This is a genomic window from Bacillus chungangensis (genome assembly GCF_030812995.1).
Taxonomy (GTDB): domain Bacteria; phylum Bacillota; class Bacilli; order Bacillales; family Bacillaceae_C; genus Bacillus_CF; species Bacillus_CF chungangensis.
The window spans coordinates 30,098-44,343 of record NZ_JAUSTT010000019.1 but is presented as its reverse complement, the minus strand read 5'-3'; the positions used below and the strand labels follow the sequence as shown (position 1 = coordinate 44,343).

8 protein-coding genes are annotated in these 14,246 nt (G+C 36.6%); 6 read left to right on the top strand and 2 right to left on the bottom strand.

The features are described from left to right. Nucleotides 1-20: 20 nt before the first annotated feature. Nucleotides 21-1,262, bottom strand: a complete 1,242-nt coding sequence (locus tag J2S08_RS15065) for a polysaccharide deacetylase family protein (RefSeq protein WP_307230909.1) — start codon at nt 1,260-1,262, stop codon at nt 21-23. A 961-nt stretch (nt 1,263-2,223) separates the two neighbouring features. Here J2S08_RS15065 and J2S08_RS15060 point away from each other — a divergent pair. The 6 genes from J2S08_RS15060 to J2S08_RS15035 all read left to right on the top strand — a co-directional run bounded on the left by J2S08_RS15060 (nt 2,224) and on the right by J2S08_RS15035 (nt 11,759). Further along, a complete protein-coding gene (locus J2S08_RS15060; protein ID WP_307230907.1) occupies nt 2,224-3,909 on the top strand; it encodes an N-acetylmuramoyl-L-alanine amidase in 1,686 nt (561 codons plus the stop codon). A gap of 187 nt (nt 3,910-4,096) precedes the next feature. Then, nucleotides 4,097-5,761, top strand: coding sequence for a S8 family peptidase (locus tag J2S08_RS15055; protein WP_307230905.1), 1,665 nt, complete (start codon nt 4,097-4,099; stop codon nt 5,759-5,761). A gap of 732 nt (nt 5,762-6,493) precedes the next feature. Beyond that, nucleotides 6,494-10,090: an S-layer homology domain-containing protein gene (locus J2S08_RS15050; protein WP_307230903.1), complete on the top strand. Its 3,597-nt coding sequence runs from the start codon at nt 6,494-6,496 to the stop codon at nt 10,088-10,090. 180 nt (nt 10,091-10,270) lie between these two features. Next, on the top strand, nt 10,271-10,750 hold the full coding sequence (locus J2S08_RS15045) for a JAB domain-containing protein (RefSeq protein WP_307230901.1): 480 nt from the start codon (nt 10,271-10,273) through the stop codon (nt 10,748-10,750). Nucleotides 10,751-10,766: 16 nt separating this feature from the next. Further along, a complete protein-coding gene (locus J2S08_RS15040; RefSeq protein ID WP_307230899.1) occupies nt 10,767-10,952 on the top strand; it encodes a hypothetical protein in 186 nt (61 codons plus the stop codon). A gap of 516 nt (nt 10,953-11,468) precedes the next feature. Further along, complete coding sequence (locus J2S08_RS15035; protein WP_307230897.1) at nt 11,469-11,759, top strand: site-specific integrase; 291 nt, start codon at nt 11,469-11,471, stop codon at nt 11,757-11,759. 63 nt (nt 11,760-11,822) lie between these two features. Here J2S08_RS15035 and J2S08_RS15030 read toward each other — a convergent pair whose 3' ends face one another. Then, the gene (locus J2S08_RS15030; protein WP_307230896.1) at nt 11,823-13,703 is read right to left on the bottom strand and encodes an AbiA family abortive infection protein; all 1,881 of its coding nucleotides are present in this window, start codon (nt 13,701-13,703) and stop codon (nt 11,823-11,825) included. Nucleotides 13,704-14,246: the final 543 nt, after the last annotated feature.

Here is a 14,246-nt window from a genome sequence, read left to right as displayed (position 1 = left end):
CGCTCTTTTGCAATTCTACTTTATTTATCTGCTTCCAATTTAGCAATCTCTTCTTCAATGATACTTACAAGCTCTGACCCTGACGTTCCAGGTCCAACGTTAATGCGGTTCAATCGGTATGGCGGATTATCTGTTTTATTGGCGCCATGGCTTGTCGTTAACGCCATTTTATAGCCTGATTGTTGCAGTAATTGAATCGCTTCCTCGCTAACACCTCCAAACGGGTATGCTAACGAAATGACTTTATTTCCGACTTTTTCTTCAATGATCGATTTTGAGAGTTGGATATCATGTAGCACTCTTTCTTCATATTCTGCTTCCGTTTCCAGCTTTTCGTTGATGTAGATCGGCTCCATAATGAGTGGCTGCTCAGAGCCATTTGCCGTTGTTCCTTTTATATGCATGTCATATGTATGGCTTTGAAATTCTACAAGTCCTGTTTGATACATTTCCCGAATCTGTTCCCAAGAAAGCTTTGGCAGTGCATTGGGTTTATATGGTGTCGTGTTTAGTTCCCGCATTTCTTTTACGATAGGATAGATGGTAGCCTTCATGTTTAATTGTTTTAAAACTGGGAAGACATGTGTGTAGTTACTCTCATATCCATCATCGATCGTAATCAAGATCGGCTTTTCAGGAAGCGGTTTTTTCCCTTCCATTGCTAACAGCAAATCATGTTCATGAATTGTGTTGTAGCCTTGTTCATGCAAAACGTGCATCTGCTCCTCGAATTCATGAGGAGGAATGATCGCATTGCTCACATTTTCAGCAAAGTGATGATACATTAAAATCGGAATGGCGGCAGCTTCAAAGGGTTCATCCGTATCCATATCCGTGTCAATCATCGCTGCCTTCTGAGCTTGTTCCCACTTAACGGAAAATCCCAATAGATCAGCGAAAAATCGGAGCGGTACCATTAATTTTGCTTTCTCGATGACAAGTTCTTCATCTGTATGCTGTTTCTTCCCGTCTTTTTCAATCACTTTTTCATTAGCAAAAAAAATAATCGAATCATCATTGTGTGCTAATGTTAATTTTTTCTCCTCTTCATTCCAGTCGACATCCGTATCTAAATGTGCCGCTAGTTCTTGAAGGGGAAGCAGAATTTTGCCATTTTTACTTTGAACATTAGAAGTATCTATTTTTTCTCCATCAATATAAACTTGATAGTTATTCTTTTTTCCTAAAATGTTACTGTTAAAGAAAAGCAAAATCGAAAAACATAAGACTAGTGAAACAAGTATAAATATGCGAGTTTTCAAGATTTTCCCGTTGCCAAAAACTGATAAAAATCAAATAAATCATGTTGCTCGTTTTGACGAAACGGTTCCCCTCCTTATTCATTCATATTTGCGCAAAATTTGACGATGCAACCTACGACATGAGCGGGTTGAATTTTCCTAATTTACTTCAATTTCTAAGTATTTGTTCAGTTCTTGTTATTTCTTTTAGCAAACTCTCCAATCATATATTTTCATAAAATCACCTCATGAGTATATTGTAACAACATCCCCATGAGGTTCGTATAAATTAATATATTTTTAAGAATTTCAGTCAACTATTCATATCCATGCTGCCTGCAACAGGTTCATTATCCAAGGAATCATAAAATATGTCAACGAGTATCATGATTTGTCAACACTACAGAAATTTCGCATCATTTTTTGCTATTTGTGTCTGACGAACTAAATATGCCGAAAAATATTCCTTCAAAACCAAATATATGCTAACATGCAGTTGTCAAGCATTTTCCCACAAAGGCGCCGAAAAACTTTTGTCATTTTTAGAAAAATAACCAAAAATATTAGTTTAATATGGTAAACTATGAAAACATCGGTCTATTAGAGGTTGTTCAAAAAGTCTCTGAAAATCCACACTGCACCTTCGCAAAACGTCGAGAAAATGCCGTTCAACATGCTCATTGCGCATACTCCGCTCTTTTCTGCGATGTGTCTCAAACCGCTAGTGCTTGCTTTCAAAGATTTTTTTAACATGATCTATTTAAAGTTGTTCAAACAATCTCTGACATGTTCATATTCCGGTTGCTTAATGCTGGTCTTGATTAGAGGGACAGGGAAGCTGCTTGTTCTCCTCGGCATGCCAAGATTCTTTGGACATGCTTTGATCAGATGTGAATCTTTATTTTTCTAAAAAGATGGCGCTATGCTTGGAGTTAGAAAGCTTTTTACATGATTAAAACTAAAAGGAGGGAAAAGGAGAAAAATGGCTAAGCACCTTAGATTTTCTGTCTCGCTTATGATGGCCTTTGTCGTTATGCTCGGTACACTTCATACCGAAGCAAACGCAGCTGCAAAACTGAAAGACATCCCAGAAAAGTACCAGAAAGAAATCGGCTACTTAATCGATCGCGATGTTCTCTCAGGCTATCCAGATCAGACATTTCGACCGAACAACAATGTCACCCGTGCAGAAGCGGCAACATTAATCGGAAAAGCGATTGGCTTAAATGGTGAAAAGCGTAAGACAAGCTTCTCAGATGTGAAAAAAGATTCATTTGCTTCCGGCTATATTCAGTCGGCATTTGAAAAAGGCATCATCTCTGGAGACGGAGCGGGGAAATTCCGGCCTGAAAGCAAGATTACGAGATGGGAAATGTCTGTCCTGATTACGAAGGCATTTCAATTTACAAAAGAAGGCGATGTTTTCTACAAAGATGTTTCGCCCTCTGGGAAGCAATATGCAGCGATTAATAAGCTAACAACAGCAGGGATTTCTGTTGGCTATCCAGATGGAACATTCAAGCCAAACACAGCGATTACAAGAGCAGAATTTGCTTTACTAGTCGCCCGCAGCCTGAACGAAGAATTCCGCATCGTTTTTGAACATAATTCAATCGGGGAAAGCTATGTAAATGCAACCTCCTTAAACGTTCGGAGCGGCCCTGGTACGAATTATCAGGCGATCGGTTCTTTGAAGCAGAATGCGAAAGTAACGGTGCATGAAATTTCAAATGGTTGGGCATACATATCAGCTGGCAGCTTGAAAGGCTATGTGAGCGCGAAATATTTACAACAGGAAGAAGTACCAAAAGAGCCAGAAACACCTGTGACACCGCCAAAAGAACCTGAAACGCCACCAGCAGTACAAGAGCCTGTCGTACGTTACGTAAACGTAGATTCTTTAAACGTCCGCAGCGGCCCTGGCGTAAACTATGGTGTAATCGGCGCACTGACGTACAACACGAAAGTAACTGTCAATGAGACGACAGGCGATTGGTCGAGTATTACAGCTGGCAACTTGAAAGGCTATGTCAACAATAAATACTTGCAAAAAGATGTAGCGCCAACGCAGCCAGAAACACCAACACCAACACCGCCGCCTGCAAATGGCAAAAAAATCATTACGATTGATGCAGGGCATGGCGGAACAGATCCCGGAGCAATTGCAAACGGTTTGAATGAAAAAGACGTAACCCTTGCTGTGGCGCTACGCGTAGAAAAGCTTTTAAAGGAACAAGGCATTGAAGTGATCATGACTCGCAGAGATGATAGCTATCCTACGCTTACACAAAGAGTCAAAATCGCCAAAGACAGCAATTCAGATACGTTTGTAAGCATCCACGCGAACAGTGCAACCGCAAGTGCATCCGGTTCAGAGACGTACTATTACAAAACAGCTTCTGGCGATACGCGATCTAAAGAAAGTCAACAATTAGCAGCTTTCATCCAAAAGCAATTAGTTGCCGCGATGAAAACTGCTGACCGCGGCGTAAAGCACGGAGACTTCCATGTTATCCGCGAAACAACAATGACTGCTGTTCTTGTAGAACTCGGCTTCCTTACGAACAAAGACGATGCTGCAAAGCTGGCTTCCGATCAATATCGTGATGCAGCTGCTGCCGCAATCACCCAAGGGATTCTTGATTATTACGCTTGGAAAGGAATGTAAGTCGCCGAAGTTATCGTTCAGCAAGATGACCAAGATTTTTAGAAGCCACTCAAGCATTTTGCTTGAGTGCTTCCTCTATATAGAGGAAGCAATGGGGAGATATGCTTGCATCGAAAGTAGGGATCTAACCATTAATGAAGATAATTGGGCAGCTAGCAAATGAGGAAATAGAGAAGGGGATGGACTTGTGAAACGATCTATTGGATGGTTAGCCAGTTTACTATTTATCCTGTTTACAAGCTTTAATACTGTCAATGCAGAAGCATTAGATATCGAGACAGAAAGAATCATTGTTGGATTTGAAGAGGAAGTTGACTTATCTGTACTAGAAAATGTGCAAGCAGACGTGCATCATCAGTTTGCGAATATCCCCGCTATTGCTGTAACAGTTCCAAAAACAGAACGTGAGGCATTAAAGCAGCTCCCACACGTAAAATGGGTGGAACATGACGGGGTAGTAAAAACGGAAGCACAACAGACCAATTGGGGCTACAATCTTGTGAAGCCGCCAAAAGCATTACAATCTGGCTATACAGGAAAAGGCGTTAAAATTGCCATTATTGATACTGGAGTGAACGATCAGCATCCCGACTTACATATTGCTGGCGGTGTCTCTTTTATCGGTGACCGTACTTCCTATACGGATGTTTTTGGACATGGCACTCATGTTGCAGGCATTATCGGTGCGCTCAACAATGACATTGGCATTGTCGGCATTGCACCAGAAGCAAGCATTTATGCAGTCCGAGCATTGGACGATAATGGCTTTGGCAACCAAACGAACGTCATTGCCGGGATTGATTGGGCCATTGAGCACGAAATGGACATTATCAATTTAAGCTTAACAACGAAACAAGATTCATATGCACTTAAGAAAGTACTCGCGAAAGCATATGAAAAAGGAATTTTAATCGTAGCGGCTTCGGGAAATACGAAAGTGCCTTTACCCGAAGGAACAGACGTATTGTATCCTGCACGCTATCCATCTGTCATTGCTGTCGGTTCCATTGATGAAGATCATTTGTACTCATCCTTTTCTTATACAGGCAAATCATTGGAAATCACAGCTCCAGGCTCCTACATTCTTACAACTTCACACGTGTTGACAGACAATGCGAATGGAGATTATATCGTTACACATGGCACATCCATTGCAACCCCTTTTGTTGCGGGTGTGTTAGCACTATATAAGGAAGCTTTTCCTGAGCTCGATCATAAAGAGATCCGTCACATGATGCAAATCAATGCACTCGACCTCGGCACGCCAGGGAAAAATAAAGAATACGGCTACGGACTCATACAAGCGCCAACGAAAGATACGACTCCTTATTCAGATGTTCGTGAAGCAAGCTGGTATACGCCATCCGTACAACATTTAAGCGGAGAAGCGATCATTAGCGGCTATCCTGATGGCACCTTCCAGCCTCACGAGGTCGTGACAAGAGCAGAAGCGGTAACGATGATCGGGAAAATATTAAACGTAGAAACGGACAGTTCAGAAACGATCTTTACCGATGTAAAGCCAGCATCATTTGCTGCTCCCTATATACAAGCAGCAAGTGAATTAGCGATGATTACAGGATTTCCAGACGGATCGTTCAAACCAGACGATCCAATTGTCCGCGGCGATGTGGCAATATTAATGAAGAAAGCTTTCCATTTACCTGATAATAATACAGCAAGTTTTCGTGATGTACGTCCTGAAGCTTACTACTATGAAGCAGTCAATAGTTTAAAAACAGCTCACATGACAAATGGCTACCCGGATCATACATTCAAGCCGAACGAAAGTATTACCAGATCAGAATTAACCGTGCTGCTTTCAAAAGCAATGAACGAGACGAGGGAATAACCATTATCATTTTCCCGAACAAAAAAGCGCCCTTGCACAAGCGCTTTTTTTTTGTGTATGATAGAAGATGTGGTTAAAGAAGCAGGGATTTCCATCACAGTTAGCTTTTACGTTTTTTGCGCAACTTGAGGGAGAAAAGGGTAAACAGAAAAACCAATGATGCGACAATAATCGAGAATGTTTTTTTCATACACTACTAAACTCCCTTCTTTAAGGACTCCTATACTCGAAATAAAGTCGTAGGAGGTCGATTTTTATTTTACACTTTCATGACAAAAATGACAAAACGACCACAAAACAACGACAAGCGCCCCTTGCCAACTATATCCTATCATGGCAAATCCCTCTATCTTATGCACTTTCCAATCATTTCAGCTTTGAAATGAAAAACTATATATAAGGAAAGAATCATTTCTTAAGGAACTTTTTTTTGTAGAAAAACGCTTGAAATTTATGAATGATAGGGTAAAATGGGTTTAACGTGAAAAGTAAACCAACTTTAATAAAAAATGCTAATATGTCATTTTTATAGTTGACATTGAAATCATTGTTAACTATACTCATATATGCATGGTTTGGTTTGTTTTTTACAACTATTTTTTCCCAGTCTACGAGACTACAGACATTGTGGACAACATCATGAGAAAAACAACCTTAGAAACCAGCACACTATGTCTCTAGGATTGGAAAATAATACATGCTTTACATACAAAAAGGAGGAAATGAAATACTATGGCATATCAACCAAAGTCATACCGTAAATTTTTAGCAACTTCAATGACTGCCGCAATGGTAGCTACAGCAGTTGCTCCTATTACAGGCCTAGCAGCTTCATCTTTCCCAGATGTTGCAGAAGGAACACCTTACACTGAGCCTATTAACGCATTAGCAAAAATGAAAGTTTTTGAAGGATTCAACGATGGAACATTCAAAATCAGAAATAAAGTAACACGTGCTCAAGCTGCACGCGTATTAAGTTTAATTCGCGGTTTTGATCTGACTGCATCAGCAGCTCCATTCCCAGATGTAAAACAAGGTGTATGGTATTCAGAAGGAATTAACGCTGCATATAAAGCAGGTGTTATCACTGGTAAACCTTCTGGACAATTCGAACCTAATACTGAATTAACACGTGCAGAATTCGCTCTAATGACGATGCAAGCATATGGTGTGGAACCGAAAAATGACGTTACACTTCCATTTACTGATGTAAAAGATGCATGGTATACAGAAGCAATCAAAACACTTTATGCAGATGGAGTTATTAAAGGCCTTACAACTACAACTTTCGGACCTAACGACACAATCGACCGTGGTGACTTGGCAATCCTTCTTTACACTGCTGAGCAAATTTACGGCGACGGCATCGTAGGCGATACTCAAATTAAAGCAGTTAACAACACTACAGTTGAAATCACATATAAAGAAGAAGTGAAAGACGTTAAAGCTTCTGACTTCGAAATTAGCGGCTTAAAAGTAGAAAACGCTGCTATTAAGCAATCTGACAACAAAACAGTTGTATTAACTACTGCTAAACAAAAAGGTGGAGAAAAATACACTGTTAAACAAAGCGGCAAAGAAATCGGTAAATTCGAAGGTATCTCTGCTGTTATCCCTGAGAAAATCTCTTTAGCTGACACAGCTGTTCAAGGGGTAGTTGGTAAACAAGTAACATTGAAAGCAGACGTTGGTGTTAAAGAAGCAGGTATCCCTGTTACATTCAACGTTCAAGCAGCTGCTGGAAGCTTAAACAAAAGCCACGTTGAAGAAGCATTAACAAACGCTGAAGGTATTGCAGAGTATTCTTACACTCAATATGCAGCTGGCTACAACGACGATGTTGCAGTTTACCCAACTGGAGCACCTGCACACCGTGCAAATGCTAAAGTATTCTGGGGCGTCAACGAAATTCTAAAAATTGAAGCTGACGACAAAGCTGGCGACAAATTAAACAACAACGAAACAAAAGCATATAAAATCACTTATAACGATCCGAAAACAGGCAACCCAGTACCAGGTGCTAAATTCCATGTCACATTTGCTGAAAACGTAAATGTAACAGTTGACAAAACATCTAAAGCAACTGTTAACGGTGTAAACCCTGTTCAATTAACAAACAATACACTACGTACTGCTGAAGTTACAACAGACGGAAACGGTGTTGCTAAATTCACAGTTACTGGTTCAAACACAAAAGTTACACCAGTTGTATACCAGGCAACAACTATCGATAACAAAACTGATGCCAGATTGTTAAATGACAACCTACGTGTATATGCGAAAGAGCTTCAATTTGGAGCAATCCAATCTGAATACAAAATCACAGTAACTCGTGATGGCGGCGAAAAAGCAGCTGCTGGTGAGAAAAACGGTCGTAAGTACAACGTAGAAGTGAAAGACAAAGACGGCAAGGTAGTTCCTAACCAAGTATTGAATGTAGGTTTCATGGAAAACCTTGATAGAAACGTAAACACTAGCACAGATGCTTACTTTACTAAAGATGAGAAAAAAATTGCTGATAAAACAACAACTATTAAATTAGACAAAGATGGTAAAGCATCATTTACAATTGCTAGTGACAATGCTACTGGTAATGAATATGCTACACCTGTAGTATGGTACAATATTGGAAACAGTAACACTGGTGAGAATACTTACCATGAAACTTCACCACAACAAAAAGGTGAAATCACTTACTTCGAAAGAGCAACATTCACTACAACTATTGTAGAACTTAGAGAAAAAGACAGCAATTCGGAGTATAAAGGTGATAAAGAAGCACTTATTGGTAATAAAGCTTATGATTTTGTATTATTAGCTGGAAACCAAAGTGGTACTAAATATAATTCAGATAACAGCGAATTGAGTCAACCTTCTAGTTTGGATGGCACATTTACTATTAGAAATACTGGTGATAACAGTATTAAAGTTAATGGTAAAATTGTTTCTCCAGGCAGTCCACTAACAGTAAATGTTAATGGGAAAGATAGGAAAATTACAGTTGAAACAGATGGAGACAAAAACGCATCTCTAGAAGTAACTGCTACAGCTTCAATTCCAGCTAATACGGTAAATAATAACAGCTCAACTATTTACCTTGGAACTTCAAAAGCTGTTAAAGCTAAATTTAAATCTACTACTGATGTTGGTCAAGGTCACGTAGGTCTTGTTACATCATTTGACAAATCTAAAAAAGAAATTAAACTTGAAGGTAAAGACCTAGTAAAATATAAAGACAAAACAGTTTCTTACTATGATGTTAGAAATGGAAATACTGGTCTTACAGAAGGCGAGTTTAATAAATTAGTTGAAGAAAACATCAACTTTATAAAAGTAAGATTAATTATTAATGGCGATAACTATCGATTTGAAGTTGTTGGGATTGATGATAAACCAGCTGATATAACAGTTACAAAAAATGCTCAAGCATTTGATACAAGCAATCCACAAGATGGTGTAGCTGACACAGTTGAAGTAACATTTAGCGAAGCTATTGATCCTGCTAAAGTAAGTAAAGATATCTTTACTTTTGCTGGCGATGAGATCACTGCTACTAAAGCAGAAGTTAAGTCTAACGATGATAAAACTGTTGTTATTACAATAAAAGGTGCTAAAAACGATCGCAAAGTTACTGACTTAACAATCAGTGATGTAAAATTCTTTGGTAAAAATAAAGCTGACATCAAGAAAACTACAGTTAAAGTTGAAGACGCAATTAATCAAGCTTCAGAAGATACCGATGCTGTTGAAAAAGATCTAGCTGGACTAAATCTTGCTTGGGATGGAACTAATGGAGCAAGTGCAACTAATCCTAAACTTATCTTAGCTAAAACTGGGGATAAAGGATCAACAATCACTTGGAATGCCGATCCATCTAATGTAATTGATGTAAATACTGGTATAGTGACTCGTCATCAAAGTGATAGTAAAGTAGTTGAATTAAAGGCTACTGTTAAAAAAGGTGACGCAAAAGAAGAAAAAGTCTTTTATGTAACTGTTCCAGTTACTGGTGATGTAACTTACGATGATAAAGCACCTGATCTAGATCAAGATGCTGTAGATAGTGCAAAAGCAACTTTTGATACACCTATAGTAAATGATAAAGATGGAGCAAATCCTACTTTAACTTTATTAACAGATGCTGGAAATGGTGTTACAGTTTCTTGGGGATCAAATAAAACTGGTGTTGTAGCTACAGATGGTACTATCAATCGTGGTACTAGTAACGAAACTGTTATATTAAAAGCTACATTTACAAAAAATGGTAAAACTGCAGAGCAAGAATATACTGTTACAGTTCCAGTAACTGGTGATGTTACAATACAATAATTAAGCTAATGTCTGTTATAATTGAAAAGCCCTTTTGGATTAATCTCCAAAGGGCTTTTCCCTTTTTAAATCACCGTAATGTCCCCATAATCAAACCTATATTATACTCCTGAATCACCACAAACCTTTATTCCATCCCATTCGGAATAAAAGTTATTTCTATTTCAGGAGGGATTTATGATGTACGATCAATCCAAAAAGGAACAACCACTTATGCAATCAGAAACAACGAAACACCAACCAGCAAAGCGAGTACAGATTGTAAGCATTAAAATGGTCAGGGAGTCGAGTTTTCTATTTAGTCAAAGACAAGTCAATTCTTCAGAGGATGCTTATCAATTGTTTTTGCCATATCTAAAGGATGCTGATCGGGAACATTTCCTCGTTGCTTGCTTAGATACAAAGAATTGTCCTAATTTCCTTCATGTTTGTCATATTGGGAGCTTAAATGCCAGTATTGTACATCCGAGAGAGGTCATGAAAGTTGCAATACTATCGAATGCAGCTAGTATTCTTATCGCGCATAACCATCCTTCGAATGTGAGCACTCCAAGTCCGCAGGACATTGGGATTACAGAAAGATTAAACGAGGCAGGGAAGATATTAGGAATCGACTTATTAGACATCTCATTGTTTGTGAGTCTTCTTATACATCACTGAAAGAGAAGGGGTATTTTTGACCATGTTGCCAGTAGATTGGTTTGTTCATACATTAGCAGAAGAATATCAAGTCAATGTCGATCCAGTACATGTTGGAAATGAATCATTGCTTTTCAATTGTGAGGAAATGGACAAGAAGACTTTTTCGGCTCTCTTATTGCAAACGCTTCCTGATGCAGTGATTGCAGAAACATTCAAGTAGAAGATCAACATGGACATGAATGGCTAGGAGTTGTCTTTATTGATCAAGAATCATACCAATGGTTATGTCAGTTAATCTTAAAAAATGATGATCTTCTATCGTATAAAAAAATGAACAGCTAAAAAAGGGAAAGGATAAGATCAAAAAATAGTGTTTAAAGGCCGAGAAATAACGAAAACCATCATTTGTAAGATTAACTATACTTTTGCTTGTTAATGTCATAATTGCTGCTAAAAACGTGGAATACGAGTTTTTTACTATTAGTAAATTCCCTTAGGGAGCATATTCTAAAAATCTGTCACAGTTGCTCATCATATTTTAGGGGATTTACTCACGACATTTCTGATCATAAACTGGTGACATTTCTATTAAACATGGATGTTTGTTTTCTTAATGTATTGGGAAGTCATGTAGCTCATCTGTTTGGTTAAAATGAGTGCTAAAAGGAAATACGTCATTTATATAAAATTGTCGTTAGTTAAGGTTGAAAATGGAAAAGGGAACTAGGAGGGAAATATGGACATTCTACAAGGCTTTTCCCAATGGCTAATTGAGGAAGGATGGGCAAAGAAGACCATCGATTCTTACGTTAGTGATATCAAAGGCTATATGCAATACTGTAACGAGAAAGGAGACGGAGACCAACCGCTTCTTTCTCGTTTTTTATTTGTGAAATATAAAGAACATCTGATCGAACATGATTATGCTGTTTCCACGATTAATAAAAAAATCAACAGCTTAAAAGTGTTTAATGATTTTCTATGTTTCAAGCAACAAGTCAATCAAATACAGGACCATCTGTTGTAGGGGGGCGACTTCCTCTATAAAGGTATTTTTTTAGTTATTCTGAATTGAACACCTTGGTTCCCATCATAATTCTGATATTTTAGATTTAATTAATAAACTCAATTCTTCTATAGATGTCAAAATATCTTTTGGAGTATTATTGTTATCTATCAATTCCGCACTTGAATGTGATAAAGGGTTAGCATTCCTAATAGTATGTGCCTTTCTTATAACTATATCTGAACTCGGAATATTTTTGTATAAACTCTTAAATGCACCTTCTTTATAATATTTCTTATAGTTGGGCTTTCCTTTAGCATTATCATTATTTATTGCAAATGCCAAATGTGCAGAAATTCTGTCAAAAAAATTTTTAAAATATGCAAAAGCTGAAAGGTAATTTTTCTTTTTTAGCTCGACCATATACATAAAATAAAAGAAAAATAATTTATCATCTTTAAAATAAAAAGCGTTTTTTCCAAATTTACGAATATAGTTTTGATGTGATTGCTTAATTGATTTGAAAAATGAACATTTGCAATACAAATTATAATAAGAATGTATATTTTGTTCTTCATTTCTTAAAATTTTAAGTAGGTCACGATGTTCAAAATTTCTTTGAAGTAAATAATTTATGGCTAATGATGTATCATATATACTCCAAACACCATTTCGATTAGCTTCGAAAAGTTTAGCGAGCATAGCTTTTATTAAATTCCCGTCTTTTGTTTTAAGGAACATGATCATGAAGCGTTTTGTATCTAGTTTTAGAAAACTGTAGTCAAAGTTAATCAGCAGAAGTAATTTGTTAATAATCTGTGGATTATTAAATAATTGATGTTTTTCATATACCAAAGAATTAAAAATCTCCTGTGGAGTATATTCTGTTTGTTTAATAAAAAATGTATTGTTGACTATTTTAGTATATTCTGTAACATCTAAACTATAATTTAAGAGTGCATTTTCAATGTTTTCAAGAAATTTTAACAAAAGGTCGGCGTCCACAATATCGGTGATATTAAAATCTTTACCATTGAATTGTTCATCATACAATGATTTTTTCAGTTCCTCGTTCAGTTCAGAAATACGTCTCCACGTTGTTTTACTTCTATTTAAAGATAAGCCTAATTTCTTTAGTTCACTAGAGTAAAAATTAATAACACGGTTTACTATGGGCATTAGTTTTTTTTGTGGAGTATTCGAGTTGAAAAGTATGTATAAGTCATCAGCATATCGAATCATCACAAATTCCGTTATATCTTTTTCCTTGTTTTCAACATAGTGATTAAGCTTAATATCAGGTTTTTCCAAATAAACAACAGTAGCTAAATACGATGAAACAGTACTATTTTCTATCAATGGAAATTCTCCTTGGCCTAAGCACAACAATAATTCTTTATATAATAATAGATCTTTTTGTGATATTGGATTTGCTATCACGGAAAGTCTGTTATTAATCATGTCGAATAGTTTGTTCATATCTATGTTAGGAAAAAAATCCTTAACATCTGTTTTGATATAATATTGATATGATTGTGATATTTTGTTTATTGTCTTAAAGAAAACATCATAGTCCTTTTTGTAATATAGCCTATCTTCATCAAAGTTTCCTGCATAAAATACTTTAATTCCCTGCGGTCTTTTACATACATATACATTAGAAATGCTTTTTCCTATAGTTAGCGCCAGTAGATACATAATAGGGGAAACAAGAGATGCATTTCTAAAGTTTCCATCTCCCTTCATTATATAATTGTTTGGTACAATCCAGTTTTCGGAATAATACAAGAACAATCCAGACTTAATAAAGCTATTAAAAAACTCTTGGCTTATTAAGAGCTCTTTTTCTTTTTGGGAAAGACGTGTAAATGGATACCATTGTAAATACATCCTTTTACGTCCATGTTTTTGGTTAAAAATTTGCGAGCAAGTATTTCTCCAATCATCATATTTTATTGAAAACAATACCTATCACCTCTTACTCATCGTAGTTAACGCTTTCCCGAAATATTGGAATATTAATCGATATTTATGGATAAAAGATATGCATACAGTATTTATTTCATCTGTTTTATATTAAGTGTATACTTTGACCTTCTATCATCAATCAATGGAATATGTCATTGTTTTAATACGAGATAATTCTGATTTTAAGCCTGATTTAAATCTAATACATCGAAATATATACTTAATATGTTCGTTAATCGTTTTGTTCATCTATATACTCTAAATAGACATTTTCACATCATCCGGTTTATAATTTTTAAGAGCTATTTCAGTACCTGAAATGATCCATCAGGTATTCCTAATATTACTTAATAACAAGGTACTAAGTATAACGATGTATTAAAGGAATTCTATTCCTCTTATTATCTTAATAAATCTTAACCTAAAAAAACTACTTCAACTAAAAGTGAATAATTTTGTGCAATTATTTATTCGAAGTACATTTACATCATTATAAACACACCTCTTTTATTAACAATTATCAAAACAATGTTGATAATA